The 17,143-nt window shown below is 41.6% G+C and carries 11 protein-coding genes; 1 reads left to right on the top strand and 10 read right to left on the bottom strand.

Annotation, left to right across the window (positions count from 1 at the left end; genetic code table 11):
* Positions 1-7: 7 nt before the first annotated feature.
* The 4 genes from V7K55_RS11045 to V7K55_RS11030 form a co-directional block, all read right to left on the bottom strand.
* Positions 8-1,288 carry an ABC transporter ATP-binding protein gene (locus V7K55_RS11045; protein WP_334831102.1) on the bottom strand — a complete coding sequence of 427 codons (1,281 nt, stop codon included), beginning with the start codon at positions 1,286-1,288 and terminating at the stop codon, positions 8-10.
* A gap of 15 nt (positions 1,289-1,303) precedes the next feature.
* The gene (locus V7K55_RS11040; RefSeq protein WP_334831100.1) at positions 1,304-2,149 is read right to left on the bottom strand and encodes an ABC transporter permease; all 846 of its coding nucleotides are present in this window, start codon (positions 2,147-2,149) and stop codon (positions 1,304-1,306) included.
* Positions 2,150-2,180: 31 nt separating this feature from the next.
* Complete coding sequence (locus V7K55_RS11035) at positions 2,181-2,609, bottom strand: hypothetical protein (protein ID WP_334831098.1); 429 nt, start codon at positions 2,607-2,609, stop codon at positions 2,181-2,183.
* An 811-nt stretch (positions 2,610-3,420) separates the two neighbouring features.
* On the bottom strand, positions 3,421-4,773 hold the full coding sequence (locus V7K55_RS11030; RefSeq protein WP_334831096.1) for a glycosyltransferase family 4 protein: 1,353 nt from the start codon (positions 4,771-4,773) through the stop codon (positions 3,421-3,423).
* A 1,351-nt stretch (positions 4,774-6,124) separates the two neighbouring features.
* On the opposite strand from V7K55_RS11030, the gene V7K55_RS11025 reads away from it, so the two are divergent.
* Positions 6,125-8,293 (top strand): GumC family protein, encoded by a 2,169-nt coding sequence (locus tag V7K55_RS11025; RefSeq protein ID WP_334831093.1) that lies wholly within the window; start codon positions 6,125-6,127, stop codon positions 8,291-8,293.
* Between the two features lie 217 nt (positions 8,294-8,510).
* Here the strand turns inward: V7K55_RS11025 and V7K55_RS11020 are convergent, their stop codons facing one another.
* From V7K55_RS11020 to kdpA, 6 genes are all read right to left on the bottom strand, one after another.
* Positions 8,511-10,244: an iron uptake porin gene (locus V7K55_RS11020; RefSeq protein ID WP_334831090.1), complete on the bottom strand. Its 1,734-nt coding sequence runs from the start codon at positions 10,242-10,244 to the stop codon at positions 8,511-8,513.
* Between the two features lie 650 nt (positions 10,245-10,894).
* Entirely contained in the window at positions 10,895-11,212 is a 318-nt protein-coding gene (locus tag V7K55_RS11015) for a TrkA C-terminal domain-containing protein (RefSeq protein WP_334831088.1), read from the bottom strand.
* Positions 11,213-11,456: 244 nt separating this feature from the next.
* On the bottom strand, positions 11,457-12,098 hold the full coding sequence (gene kdpC, locus V7K55_RS11010; protein WP_334831086.1) for a K(+)-transporting ATPase subunit C: 642 nt from the start codon (positions 12,096-12,098) through the stop codon (positions 11,457-11,459).
* On the bottom strand, positions 12,098-12,367 hold the full coding sequence (locus V7K55_RS11005) for a potassium-transporting ATPase subunit F (protein ID WP_334831083.1): 270 nt from the start codon (positions 12,365-12,367) through the stop codon (positions 12,098-12,100). The genes kdpC and V7K55_RS11005 overlap by 1 nt, the downstream gene beginning before the upstream one ends.
* Positions 12,368-12,373: 6 nt before the next feature.
* Positions 12,374-14,515 (bottom strand): potassium-transporting ATPase subunit KdpB, encoded by a 2,142-nt coding sequence (kdpB, locus tag V7K55_RS11000; RefSeq protein ID WP_334831081.1) that lies wholly within the window; start codon positions 14,513-14,515, stop codon positions 12,374-12,376.
* A 158-nt stretch (positions 14,516-14,673) separates the two neighbouring features.
* A complete protein-coding gene (gene kdpA / locus V7K55_RS10995; RefSeq protein WP_334831079.1) occupies positions 14,674-16,419 on the bottom strand; it encodes a potassium-transporting ATPase subunit KdpA in 1,746 nt (581 codons plus the stop codon).
* Between the last annotated feature and the right edge of the window lie 724 nt (positions 16,420-17,143).

The following is a 17,143-nucleotide window of genomic DNA, read 5'->3' as shown; positions in this document are numbered from 1 at the left end:
CTTCAAATTAATGCTTTTCCACGGTTTGCCAAATAGCATCTTCTAAATAAAGACACTCATCAGCTTGCCATTGATACTCTGGACGCTCAAAAGTATGCATAGTTACTTCAAATGGGCAAATCTCTTTAAGACTTTCTAGCAGAGTATCGCTACGACGGTTAGAAAACCATGTAGTTAAGGTGTAAGAACCCATGTATAGTCTAAATTTGGGAATTTCACATCTGAGGATAAATATTCCTGGCTCTCGACAAAACGGAGCATCAGACTCAAAAAACCAGAAGATACAAATAGGTTGTTGTAAAAAATTTACTATCTGAAAGGAAAAACGCAGACTTTCATGGGGTTCAGTTACATGTAGAGCAAACTCAAAAGTAATCGGTTTTCCCCAACAATGAATTCCTTCTTCTTCAGAAGTGTGTGCCTTTACCCAAGCTACATGATTGCCAGTTTTATTAACTGGAGCTTGGTAATATGCTGGTGATGCAGACTCATCTTTCTGGCCAGCCAGATATAATTGCACTGCTTTGCCAGTATGACCATCAAACTGAATGCTACCCTTAGAAAGTAGGATGCAACGTTTAGTAAGCTGGGTAACAGCTTGCATACTATGACTGACGAATAAAACTGTTCGTCCTTCTTTGGTGGCTACATCACCCATTTTCCCCAAGCACTTCTTCTGAAATGCCGAATCACCTACAGCTAAAACTTCATCGACAATTAAAATCTCTGGTTCTAAATGGGCTGCAACAGAAAAAGCAAGGCGGACGTACATTCCTGATGAATAGCGTTTTACTGGCGTATCTAAAAACTTCTCAACTTCAGCAAAAGCTACTATTTCATCAAATTTATTTTTAATTTCAACTCTACTCATCCCCAAAACGGAACCGTTGAGATAAATGTTCTCTCTTCCCGTAAGTTCTGGGTGAAATCCCGTCCCCACCTCTAATAAGCTTGCTACCCGCCCCTTAATACCGATACGTCCCCTTGTCGGTTCGGTAATCCGGCTCAGAACTTTTAAAAGGGTAGATTTCCCGGCTCCATTGCGTCCAATCACGCCAATGGCTTCACCTTGTTGAATCTCAAAGGAAACATCTTTTAATGCCCAAAATTCCTCCCGCGTTGGGTTGGGCATTTTTTTGCCACTAGGTTTGATAAATGCCTTGGTCAAAGACTTGACACTATCAGCAATTACATCCCGCAGTGCTTTGTAGCCACTACCTTGCTCTTGCTGGTGAGCAATAATATATTTTTTACTTAAATTTTCAACACTAATCATATTCTTAGACATCTGCACAGTTCCATGCTAAATTACGTCAGCAAATGTCCGCTCCATTTTGCGGAAGTACCAAATGCCACTTACTAGTAACAGAGCAACTAGTCCTAGAGATAGTGTGAATCCAGTCCAGTAAAGTTTGGAATCTCCCCCTAAAATTGCCCAGCGAAAGCCATCAATCACGCCGACCATCGGGTTCAAATAGTAAAGCAAACGCCATTGTTCTGGCACAATGCTGCTACTAAAACCGACGGGTGAGACATATAGGCCAAACTGGACAATAAACGGCACAATGTAACGAAAATCTCGATATTCCACATTCAAAGCTGCCAACCACAGCCCTACTCCCAGCGAAGCAGCAAAGGCAATGCTAATAAATAATGGTAAAGATAATATCCGCCAAGTTGGAACATAACTATACCAAGCCATCAGCCCTAAAAGAATTATCGCAGAAACTAGAAAGTCTACAAAGCTTACAATTACTGAACTTGCGGGCACAATTAAGCGCGGAAAATAGACTTTAGAAATCAAGTTGGCATTACTAATTAGGCTGTTGCTACACTCACTGAGGGCGCTGGAAAAAAACTGCCAGGGTAGCAAGCCAGCAAATACCAGTATTGGATAGGGTGCTGTTCCCTCCGAAGGTAATTTCGCCAAGTTTCCGAAGATGACGCTGAAGACGATCATTGTCAAAAATGGTCGAATTAATGCCCAGAGCATACCAATAATTGTTTGTTTATAGCGTACTAGAATGTCACGCCAAGCCAGAAAATAAAATAGCTCTCGATAGCGCCACAGGTCTTTCCAATACTGCTCTTCACTACGTCCAGCTTCAATTACCAACTCTGGCTTTGAGGTAATTCCTTTACTACTCATAATATTGATTCAAGACCACTGCTTTTAAGCATTAATTGACAAACTGAAAATCTTTGATGTTCTGATAGTTAAGCATCTTTGCCTGCTTGCGAGTAAATTCTCCCACAGAAGGGTTTCCTTCAGGGTTAATTACTCCTGTTACTTGCTGCCAAAGCTCTTGTGGCGCTACGCAAATTTTATAGGTGCGTTCGTTTGACTTGCAGACGTGATACCAGATTGTTTGCTGGCAGCGATCGCACCAAAAGGCTTCCAACCATTCTCCGCCGATGGTAACTGTGGTTTGGCTAGCTACCAACATCAATGCACTCCGGCGACTCATGCCCCGTTGCTGCAACTGTCCGGCTCGATCGGCAAACAATTGATATTTTTGACTCCTGCTTTCAAGATAGCAGCCATGATTTGGACAGTAGATATCCCGTCGTTTGGAACGTTTCCGATTTCGGTCACACCTTCTCTGCAATTCGACCTCCCACTTCTAGTAAATAAACAGTGAAATTCGGAAGGTTACGTTGGAGGGACTGAGATCAAAAAGACCATCGAAGCCCATCTCCTAAAGTTAAAAACATAAGTACTATTTAATTACACTATGCTGATTGATAAATATTCTCAAATCAGGAATTTATTTTTTAAATTTGGCAACAAGCTTGACCTTGTTATCAGACAATAGGATTATCTAACTTTTCTATTAAGGGAATTATTTATCTCTGTCAATCTGTCTCAAAGCATAACATATTCTGGTGACTTTATATTATCTTAATCAAACTCATCATAATCGGAACACAAAACTATTTTCAGCATCGTTTGTAGAAGTTTATGCATGACAAAAAGTAAGACTCACAAGCGACTTATCATCTATCAGCCTAACTTCTAGCTATTATTCTCGATCCATTGTGAAAATCGTTTCCCACCTCAATTACGCATTAATAGACCCCTCCAAAAGCTAAATTTTTATTAAAAAATATGTAATAGTTTTTATTTAAGCAAGGCTTTAATCTAGCTTCAATAAAAAGGTAAATCTCCCTGGTAAAACAGTCTATTGTGCCTGTACTCCAATATCGAGAAAGTACTGCCAAATTCAAGAGATGATGGCAAATACTTCCTCTAAATACCCCATTTTCTATGGGCTGAACCTGCTGATACCATTCCACTGGTAGCAGAGGCCGGAGGAAGGAGCAAAGGAGAATGATTAGTAGCTGTATTTTCGAGAATTGGTTATGAGGCTAAAAATCTTTGTAACCTACACCAATCTGTGCTAATTATTTCTCAAAAAACTATTTTGTATGACTTTGAGACATAGATATCACACCATCAGGTAATACCGCTCGTTGCAAAACATCAAGGTATTGTTGAGAGATAATCTTAGGTGTGAAGTGCGATCGCAAATACTGACGACCTGCCTTGCCCATACGCTCTCCTAATTGCCGATCGCGACTGAGTAAGCGAATAAATTGAGCTAGAGCATGACTGTCTCCATTGTCAAAGGTGCTACCACAATTGGCTTCGGCAATTAGTTGTCTCAGGTATGAGTACTGCGAACAAATCACCGCTATCGGTCTTCCAGATGCTAAAGCTGAGTAAAGCTTGCTAGGAACGACTAAACTCTCGGTTGATGCATCTACACTCACTAGTGACAGATCGCAAGCCGTTAAAGAATAGGGCAGCACCTGCTTGTCTTGATATGGCAGAAAGGTAAAATTCAAGAGTCCTAATTGATTCACTTCTTGAATCAATTCATCCTTTTTCGCTCCACCACCAATGCAGACAAAATGAACTGGCTCATCTAGAAGTAGCTGGGCGGCTTGCAGCATAGTTGCCATATCATGGCAGCGTCCCATATTCCCGGAGTAGAGGACGGTAAATTTGTTGACTAGATTATGCTTCAAAGCAAACCAGTTTTCTTGCTTGGCAATTGGCACAATCAATTCCGGGTTCGCCCAACTGTGAATTACCGAAATCTTATCGGCTACTTGCGGACAATTTGCTAGCACTTGCTGTTTCATGGCTGGACTAAGAACCACAATCCCTTTAGCATTTAGCCAAATCTGTTTGTTAATAGCACGCCATAACCGAGCCAGCCAGCTATGCTTGGAGACTACTCCCAGTGCGATCGCAATATCGGGATAAAGATCGTAGAGGATGCAAACATAGGGAAGTCGGAACACCAGATAAGCCAGATATCCGATGATTGGTAAAAATGGGGGGGCTGTAGTCACTAATAATACATTGCTGCGTCGCCAAGCTCGGAGCATATATAGTATAGCCCGCAAGGTGTATAAGACACCATTCACAGCTTTGCCACGAATTCGCCCCGGCCAAAGTTGGGCTGTGCGCGATCGCTGAATTCGGATTCCACCCATACGTTCAACTGCTAAAGCAGTAGTTTGAGAGTCAAACGCATATCCTGGCTGACTCGTAAAAACCTCAATATCCACTCCTTGCTGCCCTAACTGTTTTACCAGTTCCTCAATCAACTGTCCTGTAGGAGCATAGTCCGGCGGGAAAAACTGGGTAATTACAGACAATTTGATGGATTGCTGAGTTTTTAGAGAATAGTCATTTTTAACATCTAATCGAGTAGAAATGGATTGTAAAAGTTTTTGATTAATCCATTCATTAAGTCTCATGTTATACCCTGTTGTAGGAATCTTGTTAAAGATACTACTGAACCGCTCAAGCCATTAATAGTTACACACATTTATTTTCCTGAATTAACAAATTTTTTCAATTTGCTCCAGGCAAAGCGATTAGGATTAATTTATTGTATATATAAACAATCCTTATATTTACAGACATATCTGCTAACTAAAGCGGTCAATACTTTATACTCGCTTAAGTTTGTATACGCGAGATTTTGGGAAATGGGAACACAAAAAGAAGCAATCAGTCTAAACGCCTACGGTAATTACATAAATGTAAATTACCCTATACATAGTCCTTTTTTACAGGCTTATAATAAATTCTCCTTGATACTTACCTAAAATAAACTAAAAGCTACTAGAAGCTTATGTCTGCTAAGTAATCGGGAGCCTATGACCATTGAATTTCGGATGTTTTCATTTACTTAATTTTAAATTTGTTTAAGCAGTATTTATTACATATAATATTTAATATAGTACTATATTAAATATTGAATTTACATGTAACTACTTACCACAATACCATGAGAAAAGGGTGTTTGAAATTTACTCCTACATTTCATCAAAAATTCATCTTTTGATAATACCATAAACAGAAGCTTCATAAAAGAGTTACTTAGGACTTATGCATTAAATTATCTGAATCTTGAATCTGAGATGATGTAAATTATCCGTATTTCCAGTCCCCCAATGATTAGTGCCGATCGTTAGCAGAGCGTCACGCAGAGAAGATGTTGGCATAGCGATCGCCTATCTTGTCTGATTTTCAGTACTACACTTCTTGTATAATTTGTCAGTCCTTAATCCCTGAAACTCGTTTTGTACACTCGTTTTGTACATGAAATTTTATGTCTGAAAATTTGTACATTTATTAAGTCTAGTTGGTCATTTTTGCAGTGTTATTAGATTGATATTATAAATTTCTCACCTGCTTTATCCAAATCATACTTCGATGCGATTAGAGGTTAAACTTAACTTAACCTATGATATGGAACTAAATAAATGTATACTTTAAAACAAAGATGTTATTATTGTTGCTTAATCAGCTAAAATCTTAAAGAAACAAAAAAGTCTATAACTTTAAGACTTACAACTAAGTATACTTAAGTATAATAGAGAGTTAGAATTAGTCTGATAGGTGAATCAATATCCACAAATTACCAGAATTTTGATTTCCACCTCCCATTGATGACCTGTTGCACTAAGAAGCTTGCCACTCTGGCTGGGGGCTAATAAGAAAACACTATTGAACTGCTGGCTTACGTAGGATTACTAAAACTGGTATACACATTTCTTCATTTTTTGTAGCTTAATTAATACGTATTATCTGATTAAATAGATGGAGAATCATTCTTCTAAATCCCCAAATTCTAACCATAGTAGTAGCTCTGTACCGCCATTTATTCATCAGCCTCAACCATTCCCGATGTCTGAAGGGGAAGAGAGTGATTGGAGTTTTCCCCAATTTCTAAGTGTTGTACGGCGACGAGCGCTAACGATCGCAGGGGTAACTATTACTCTCACGACAGTTGTTTTTGTTACCTTGATACTCAACCGGGAGCTACCAGTATATGAAGGCAATTTTCGTCTGTTAGTCGAACCTGTCAACGATGACACTAAAGTAGTGGATATTGTCAAAGATCCTAACGTAGGCAAGTCTGGTCTAGATTACGAAAGTCAAATTCAGGTTCTCAAAAGTCCTGAATTGATGGGAAAGATTGTGAAGCAGTTGGAAGCTAAGTATCCAGATATTAGCTATAACTCGCTGATCACAGACATGACAATTTCTCGGTTTGCAGAAACCAAGATTATAGAAGTTCGTTATCGAAGCCACGATCCAAATCAGATTCAAGTTGTACTCAACCAAATTTCTAAGGATTATATAGATTACAGTCGGCAAAAGCGGCAAACCGACTTACGTCAAGGGATTAAGTTCGTTGAGCAACAACTCCCATTTATCCAAAATCGAGTCGATCAGATTCAGAAAGAACTGCAAACGTTCCGGCAAAAGTACGACTTTGTTGACCCAGAAGCCCAATCTGGACAAGTTGTTAGTCAAGTCACTAACTTGTCTGAGCAACGACAATTAATCGATCGAAAAATGGCTGAAACTCGCGCCAATCTCTCTTTTCTGCAACAAAATAATGGCAAACTGGCGGTTCTTAATGATGCTACTTTGTATCAGCAGCTATTGGGTCAAGTACAGCAAATAGACCTTAAAATTGCTACAGAGTCAACTCGTTTGCAAGATAATAACCCAACTATGCAAACATTGAAAGAGAAACGGGCAAGTTTAGTACCCTTGCTAAAAAACGAAGAGCAACGCTTTTTAAGTACGAAAATTGCAGAGGTAACGACTCAACTTCAAGCTTTAGAAGTGCAAAGCCAACAACTTGCTAAAGTAGAACGGAAAATTGAACTACAGCGCAAACAATGGCCAATCTTGGCACGACAATATACTGAATTACAGCGAAAATTACACGTGGCGACCGAGAGTCTGAATCGTTTTCTTTCTACTCGTGAAAATCTCCAAATTCAGATATCTCAGACAGAACTTGGTTGGCAGTTACTTGAAGCACCAACTAAGCCGCAATTTCCTATCTCTGATTCGAGCATCAAACGTTATTTAATCCCAGGATTGATTGCTAGTCTAGCTTTAGGAATCGGTGTTGCCCTACTACTGGAAAAGCTTGATAATACCTACCATAGCGTTCAGACACTGAAAGAGAAGGTAAAACTACCGTTGTTGGGAAATATTCCATTTGAAAAGCAACTCGAAAATAATCAAGACCACACCCCCACGCTAAAATTTCCCATAATTAGAATACCAACTCCTATTCTTCAAAGCATTCCTGGGTTAGCTGTCTTAGCCGATCGAGAGCATAGCAACTATGCAACAAAATTTCTAGAAGCTTTGCGGGTACTTTATACAAATGTCCAATTCCTCAGTTCCGATCGCCCCATTGCTTCCATAATTATTAGTTCAGCCATGCCTGGTGATGGTAAGTCTACGATTGCCTTTCATTTAGCTCAAGTAGCTACAGGTATGGGACAAAGAGTACTACTTGTAGATGCTGATTTACGCCACCCCAAGATTCACACCTTATCAAATTTAAATAACCTATGGGGATTAAGCAATTTAATCTCGAAAAACCTGCCAACGAGTGAGGTAATCCGGCAACTACCCTCAATGAATCAATTATCTGTAATAACTTCTGGTCCCATACCACCCGATCCCACAAAGTTGCTCTCGTCTGAAAAGATGAAGCGACTAATGATAGATTTCCATAAGACCTTTGACTTGGTGATTTATGACACTCCACCGATGTTAGGATTAGCCGATACCAGCCTGCTAGCACCACATACTGATGGCATATTGCTAGTGGTAAAGATTGATAAAACAGACTCGTCAACGATCCAGCGAACTTTAGATCATCTCAAATTTTCTCGGATGAATGTCTTAGGGATGGTTAGTAACGGTCAGAAGAACAACGTCAACAGTTATTAACATTGTCATAGTTCCAACCTTTAACTTAATATCTAATTGAGGCTCCACTTCCTTTACTCGTGCCAGTAGTTTAAAACTCAATACGGTTCAGTTAAGCCTGTATTGGTTTAAAACTTCGTTTCCAGACCGTGGCTGGAAACGAAGTTTTAAGGTGGTTTTCGCTTCAATATGACACCAGTGACATCTATGCCCCCTACTGCCAAATTGCTGTAAACCTTTAGAAGGTGAAAGTAGTTCTCAGCGTCCCAATGATTGCATCATCGTTGTTACCAGCAATTTGACCAGGATTTGTTAACCAAATTACCCCAGGGGTGATGGAGATATTGTCGGTTACGCGATACTTATAGAAACCTTCAAAGTGGTAAGGCTTATCACCAGCATTACCTCCAACATAAGGTTCAACACCTGCAAAAAGTCCTAAAACGTTGCCCTTCTTACCGAAGTCTGGCAGAGCTAACCCGGCTCCATAACTCCAAACTTGACTATTATCATTAGCACCAAGTCCTGTGATGTCGCTGTAAACTGCAAAGCCACTAATCGACAGTTTGTCACTCGGTTTGAAAGCAGCCTCAAGTCCGTAGGAATTACTGATATATGGATTGCCAGCACCGACAAAGTTAGCTTGTGCAGTACCGACTACACCAGTTGTTGTACTAGCAGAGCCTGCATCGAATAAAACAGTGCCACCATTATGATAACCGTGGACGTAGGTAGCAGCTAAGGTGAAGCGATCGCCTACTTTTAAGTTCAACTGTCCTAAAGCGGCATAATTACCCTCTAATAAACCCGTATTTATACCAGGGTTATTCGCTTGAGATGCCAAGTAGCCAAAGGTTAATGAAGGTTCAAAGCCACCGCCACCTTTACCAAAGGCTAAGTTAACGCCGGCACCCGCACCGCCGCCAATCCGATAGATTGGGCTTTCGGAGGCAAAAGTAGACAAAGCACCGTTACCGCCATCATAATCCTCAAAGTATGGGTTTACGGTAGGGACGTAATCGCTATGAATACCTCCAGTAGCAGCTACGTAAACTTGGGAGTTGCCAAGGGGGAAGTAATAAGACAACCAGTCTATAAAAACACTGTTGTTGGTAGAAGGGGATAGGTTAAAGGTTTGAGTCCCTTCAAATGTGCCACCTGGTAAAGCCAATCCAACTGCATTACCAGTTGCAAGCCTAGTATGCAAGGTGTCTTTACCTGTAAAGCTGGTTTGCAAATCTAAGCGCACCCTGTCTTGGAAAACAGTGTTGTTGTTGTCGTTGCTGCCAAAGTTATCTGTGACGGCAAAAACTGCTTCACCCACCAATTTTGTGGTAGTAGAAAACTGATGTGCTTCAAGTTCAGCAGTCCGTGCTTCTACGGCATCTACTCGACCACGCAGAGTTGCTAGTTCTGCCGAGAATTCCTCTTGCAGACGCTGGAGAGTCGCCAAATCCTCTTTTTTCACCAAGTCAGCAGTTGCAGTGGCAATCAGTTCATTAACCCGATCTAAACAAGCATTCAAACCTGCGGCAAATTCATAACGAGTCAATGCTCGGTTGCCTCGATAAGTGGAATTTGGGTATCCAGCAATACAACCGTAGCGTTCCACCAGGGATTGCAAAGCTTGGAACGCCCAGTCAGTCGGCTGTACATCAGAAAACTGAGAAACTGATGTGACTTGAGACAGTGAATTCTGATTCTTGCTTTCGCTGCTGTAGCGGTTAACCTCTTCTAATACCTGATTGTCATCAGCCTTTTGGGCAACCAATTGCTGATTAACTTTTGGTTGCTCTGTTTGAATAAATATTGAAGCATTAGAAGCCATTGGCGCTTCTGTCTGAGCAGCTTTGGCCTTTATATCTTCAGAATAGTCTGCTACTTCAGCAGCCATAACTCTAGCGGAAACCAACACCGTCACTCCCAAAACTACTGGACTTAGTACCAGAGTTTTCCACAATAAATGAGACATTTTTTTATTTTCCTTTCCTAAAAAAGACCCGATATCAGTGGGTTCAAGAAAAAGATAACAGGCAGTTATTCTACTTGTTGGAAATCAATTTTATCAGATTGCATGAAATATACAACAGTTTTTTGCATGAACTACGGGTTTGGAGGCAGATATTGCAGGAGACAGGAGGTAAAACTCTTTATATCTGATTTTGAGTCCTGCGTTTATTACCTCACTTAAAAAGCAAACTGCTGTGTGGAGCGCAAGACTTTACGAATGAAGAATCGTAAAGTCTTGCTGATGCTTTGTTTGCGAGATTAATATCTGTTTCGGCTTTCTCAGCCTTTGGCTAGAAGCTCCAAAAAATATGAGTGGGGGCTACACCGTAATCCATTTCAACACTTTAGGGTCTTTACTATAGCGATAGGTAAAGCCGTTTTTAGTACTAGACATCTCCGAAAATGTTCAAAGCCTGTTGGTCGAGCTTCCAGTAAGCAACTGTTAAGAGAATAGGACTTACGCACTGTACAAAATAACTATCTTGTGTATCAACGTAAATACGTTGTTTCAGGCTTTTATTAATCACTCAAGATTTGCTGTGATCGCTAAAATATCATTGAAAAATCTAGCCAGAAGCCTTGAAAACTATATCTGTTACTTTGGCTTCTCTGTCAATGCGTAAGTCCTAGAGAATAGTAAACAGAATGAATTTTCTTAAGAGTTACTTTGAGAGCGGGAGTCATCATCGGATGAGTTGCTATTGCTAAAATGTAGTCTCCAGCGAAAACAGAAGGGTTCTCTGTTGCTGAAAAGACTTGATTATCTCTTAGAATTCCTAGAACAGCGCATCGATCGGGCAATTTAATTTCAGTTAAATGAATGCCAAGATAAACACTATTAGTTTGGATTAAAACACCAAACAAGCTTGGCTCTAAAGTTTTGTTGCTTTTTAACACAAAATATTTTTTAACTCTAATATTATTGTGCATTATTTAATCCAATAAATATTTTTTTATAGATATATTTTACAGATATACGAAATGTATTAGAAAAGGTAAATGTATGTTTACTGATTAGCTAAATAGGCATATATTGAGAGATATAGTCCGACTTAATCATTCGCAAACAAATAAATACCCGACTCCTAAAAGAAATCGGGTATCAGAGGCTTAGATAATATATTCCGAAAAGTAGAGATGCGTTAGCGTAGCGAAGCCCAATTTCGCATCTCTACTATTTTCCATTAATCCGATCCAGAGCTAAATTCAGCTTCAACACATTCACTCCAGGTTCACCAAAGATGCCGAGAAAGCGGCCATCGGTGTTTTGAGCAATCAAAGTTTTCAGTTGATTTGGTTGAAATCCTCGCGTCTTGGCTACTCGTGCAATTTGCGCGATCGCAGCTTCGGGAGTAATATGAGGGTCAAGGCTGGAACCAGAGGTGTAGACTAAATCGCCAGTGGGCTGCACTCCTGCTGTTTTCAGACGAGTCAAATCGCCTTCAATTTTTTTACTGGGGTCTGGATCATCTTTACCTTTGATGCGTTCTAGTAATGCAGGATTACTAGGAGCCAAGTTACTAGCGCCAGAAACCCCAGTTTTCAAAACTCCCGCATCATCTTTTTTGGGATCGGCTGTACTGTAACTGGTGGTACTGGGACGGCTGTTAAAATAGCGATCGCTAGTAAAGGGTTGACCAATCAAAGCAGAACCCACAACTTGACCGGCGCTATTTTTCAGTAAACTTCCATTTGCCTGAAACGGAAATGCAATCTGCCCAATAGCAATCATCGCAAAAGGATAAATAATCGCACCAATTACCCAGAGTACCAAGGTAGAACGAACTGCTCTGCTAGCTTCACGTGCAAAACTCATTAGAATTTCTCCGGTACAAACATTACAAAAAATAAATAGATAGAAAGCCCTAGCGTCACCATTCCTAATAGTCCCAATCCCCAAGATTGACTGCGGGAAAGTTCTTCACCTGTAGCTGCATAGACCAGAGGTGCAACCACTAGGTTGAAACACATCGCCAAGAACAAATACAGTGGCAGTTTTTGTCTGCGCCATTGACACCAGATATCAGTTATTTCTTCAAGTACTTGTGATGCAAGGATAGTGCGGCGGATACGAACAGGTTTCATAGTAAATTAAGACAAAGGTAAGATAATATCTATCAGTTTGATAGCAATAAAGGGAGCAACGATGCCACCAAGTCCATAGATGAAGATGTTGCGGCGTAGTAGTTGATCTGCTGTTAAAGGTAAGAATTTCACCCCTTTGAGTGCTAGCGGAATTAGTGCCGGAATAATTAAGGCGTTGTAAATAAGCGCCGAGACGATCGCAGATTGGACACTCTTTAATCCCATAATATTCAGTGTGCCGATGCCAGCCGCCGCAAAGATAGTCGGAATAATGGCAAAATACTTGGCAATATCGTTGGCGATGGAGAATGTTGTCAAGGCTCCACGAGTAATTAGCAACTGTTTACCTATGGTTACTAGGTCAATTAACTTCGTGGGGTCAGAGTCCAAGTCCACCATGTTAGCAGCTTCTTTGGCAGCTTGCGTCCCAGAGTTCATTGCCACACCCACATTTGCTTGAGCCAAAGCAGGGGCATCATTAGTACCATCCCCGGTCATTGCCACCAGTTTACCTTGAGATTGTTCGGAGCGAATCACCTCAATTTTGTCTTCTGGAGTCGCTTCGGCAATGAAATCATCCACTCCAGCTTCTTCAGCAATTACCGAAGCAGTAATTCGGTTGTCACCTGTAAGCATGACGGTGCGAACACCCATCCGCCGTAGTTGGTCAAATCGTTCCCTTAGACCGGGTTTCACAATATCTTTGAGGTAGATAACACCATAAATTTTGTCATCTTGGCAAACAGCTAAAGGTGTACCGCCTAACCGCGAAACTCGCTCATAAGCTGCGTCTATATCATCAGGAACGTAGCCGCCACGAGAACGGACAAATCCTTTAATGGCATCTACCGCACCTTTACGAATTTGTTTGCCATCGGGTAGATTTGTGCCACTCATCCGGGTTTTCGCCGAAAATTCCACACCTTCGGCTTTGTCGATATTAAAATCGACCGCAACCTGAGACTTTTCTGCTAAAACTACAATTGATTTGCCTTCTGGTGTTTCGTCAAACAAGCTAGCAGCTAGGGAGACTCGCGCCACATCTTCTAATGAGTGATTATCTAAAGGAATAAACTCATCAGCCATCCGATTTCCCAAGGTAATAGTGCCTGTCTTATCTAACACCAAGGTATTGATGTCACCGCAAGCTTCTACTGCTCGACCAGAGGTAGCAATGACGTTAAACTGGGCAACCCTATCCATCCCTGCAATACCGATCGCACTGAGTAAACCACCGATGGTTGTGGGAATCAAAGCTACTAGTAGGGAGATGAGAATGGCAACGCTACCACCAGTACGCAAACTGTTTCCGGCTTCCGGGCCAAAGGCTGTGCTGATAAAGTTGGCGATGTAGCTCACATAAGGAGGAATGGTTGAGACGACAATTAAGAACACCTGCGTTAGCACTGCCAACAATACCGTCAAAGCAATTTCGTTGGGAGTCTTGGTGCGTTGTGCGCCTTCTACCAGAGAAATCATGCGATCGATAAAGCCTTGACCAGGATCGGCACTAATCCGAATTGTCAACTCATCTGAGAGGAGGCGTGTACCTCCTGTGACTGAACTAGCAATATCTGTACCTGGTTGCTTCAGTACTGGGGCAGATTCCCCAGTGATAGCCGACTCATCCACTGAGCCGATACCTTTAATCACATCCCCGTCAGAGGGAATCATATTATTGGCACTCACCTTCACCAAATCGCCCCGCCGCAGTTCCGTAGAATTGACTTGTTGGATGGAACCATCAGGGAGGATTTTATTAGCGATCGTATCCGATCGTGTCGATCGCAGTGAATCAGCCTGTGCTTTACCGCGTCCTTCAGCTACGGCTTCGGCAAAGTTGGCAAAAACGAGGGTGAAAAAGAGAATGAAGGTAATCAACCCATTTAACAGGCGTTGTTGATTGGTATCTGCCTGGATTGTGCCAAACAGATTTGGGTTAAGGGTTACTAAAAAGGTGACAATTGTCCCCACCCAAACAACAAACATCACTGGGTTTTTGACTGTAATTCGAGGATCTAGCTTGATAAATGACTCCCGAACTGCTCTCTGGTAAAGTCCCCGCATATCTGCCTTGGGGGTGTGCCTGCGCGAGTCACGAGTTCCAGATGGAGTACGGGTTGAAGGAGAATCAGTAGTAGTTGGCATACATTAAATTAATTCGTAATTCGTAATTCGTAATTGGGAATGGCAATTGGGAATTGGGGATTGGGGATTGGGGATTGGGGATTGGGGATTGGGGATTGGGTATTAGTTCTTTCTCCCCTGCTTCCCCTGCTCCCTGCTCTCCCGCCTCTTCCCACTCTCTACCCAATACCTTTGGCGATAAAAAAGGCCTCAGCGATGGGGCCTAATGCCAGCACTGGGAAGAATGTAAGTGCGCCCAAGATTAAAATCACGCCTGCGGTAACGCCTGTAAATAGTCCAGTATCGGTTCGCAGTGTCCCAGTGGTGTAGGGAACAGCTTGCTTGCGAGACATACTATCTGCTAATAACAGCAAACCTAAAATTGGGATATAGCGGCCAGCTAGTAAACTGAAGCAGGTACTCAAGTTCCACCACAAAGCGGTTGCCGTTGTTTTTGTCCCTGTAGCGATCGCTAACGGTGAAGGTTGTGAATCGCCTAAACCTTCAAAGCCAGAACCGTTGTTCGCAGCAGCTGAGGCATATTCGTAAATCACCTGAGAAAAACCGTGGAAGCCAGGATTACTAATCCCTGCCAATTGGTCAGGAAAAGCTAAGGCGATTCCCCCCGGAATTAAAATAGCGATCGGGTGAACTAGCAAAATCAAGAAGCTAGCAAGTACGACTTCCCGCTTTTCAATCTTGCGTCCCAAAAATTCTGGCGTGCGTCCCACCATCAAACCTGTGACGAATACCGCCAAAATACTGTAGGCAAACAAGTAAGCTGTTCCTGTACCCTGTCCACCCCACATAATTTGCAAGAACATATTAGAGAGAAAGATAAAACCGCCGGCGGGCATAAAGGAGTCGTGTAAACTGTTGACTGCGCCGCACATGGTACCGGTTGTACTTACCGCAAATAATGCCGATTCTGCCCAACCAAACCGGACTTCTTTCCCCTCTAAGTTCGGTTGCTGACTACCCAGCAGTGCATTCACAGCCGGATTACCGTTGTATTCTCCAATCGCAGTCACAATCAGAAATCCGAGAAAAATAACACCGACCATACCGTAGAGTAACAACGCTTGTTTGGTGTTATTGGCAAACAAACCATAAGTGTAGATCAGAGACGTGGGAATCGAAAGCATTGCCACGATCTGAATTAAATTAGTAAATGCGCTGGGATTTTCAAAGGGGTGGGCTGAGTTAATAGCGAAAAAGCCGCCGCCGTTTTCGCCTAATTGCTTGATAATTTCATAGTGAGCAACAGGGCCACGAGCGATCGCCTGACTAATATTCGGATCTTCTAAGGTAGGGAATACAGCTACACCCGCCAGGGTTTCGGGAACACCAGCAGCTATCAACACAATGCCGCCAACAATACAAATAGGCAGCAAAATTCGGGTAATTGAGCGAATTAGATCTACATAGAAGTTGCCTAATGATCTACCAGTCAAGCCCCGAATAAAAGCAATTCCTACCGCCAAACCAGTACCAGCAGAGGTGAACATGTGATAACCCAGTCCCCACATTTGGCTGGCATAGCTCATGTAGGTTTCACCAGAATAATGCTGTTGGTTGGTATTAGTAATAAAGGAAATGGTAGTATGCAGTGCTGTATCCCAAGTTGGGGCATTTATTCCCGTGGGATTGAGGGGCAACCATCCCTGATTCATAATGATAAAGAAAAGCAGCAACGCCATTACTACGTTGCTGTATATGATTGCCCGCCCATACTGCCAGCCCGTCATATTTTGTTTGCTTGTAACGCCAACCAAGGCGTAAAGCAGTCGCTCAACCGGATTCAAAATTGGGTCGAGAAAAGTCCTTTCTTCTAAGTAGACACGCGCCATGTAGCGCCCAAAAAATGGAGTGATTGCTACTATAATTAGTAGCGTTAATGCAATTTGAATCCATCCTTGTAGCATTGGATTATTTAAACTCCGACATGAATAAATTTCAGAGGAATATCAGATATTTTCTTGGGATGAATCAGAAAAAATAATGAGTTATATTGACATTATTATTAGCTAACCTATAACTATGTCCTTTCTCAATCAATCATCGAGCTTTTTGTTAGATAATACAAGGTATAAATTAATATTTAAACTAGGCTATACAAGAAATATATTGGTCTATATAGATAAGTCTTCAGAGCGTTTATCTTGATATATATCTACAAATATAGAAAGACATATAAATCATATTATGTCCGCTTGATTGCTTATTAAACCCGAAGAACCCCACCCCCCCAAAGCTGTGCTTTGTTTCCCCTCCAGGGGTCGGGGATGAGGCAATAATGTTCGGTTAAGGGACTTCCAAATAAAAAAATACCCAAAAACTGGTGAAAAAACTCGCTTCTCCTCATTTCTCTGTGTTGCGCCAGGTGCTCTCTGTGTCTCTGTGGTTCGTTTATTTGAGTAATTTATTTCTTGGAAGTCCCTAAGACGGGAGACGCAATTTATCGCGTCTTTATGACCTAGAATTTTCATCAAAAAACCTTAACCGAACCGTATTGGGGGATGAGGTTCTTTTTTATGGGTAATTTAGCGGACATGATGTCATCCGTAAAAAGTTAAATCCCCAACTTCTTAAAGAAGTCGGGGGTTTCACAAATCAGATAAGATTGCTAGAGTGTGAGGAGTCATGAGT

Source organism: Nostoc sp. (genome assembly GCF_036919895.1).
In the GTDB taxonomy this organism is placed as follows: Bacteria; Cyanobacteriota; Cyanobacteriia; order Cyanobacteriales; family Nostocaceae; genus Nostoc.
The sequence above is the reverse complement of the archived record's forward strand: the minus strand, read 5'-3'. Positions and strand labels throughout refer to the sequence as shown.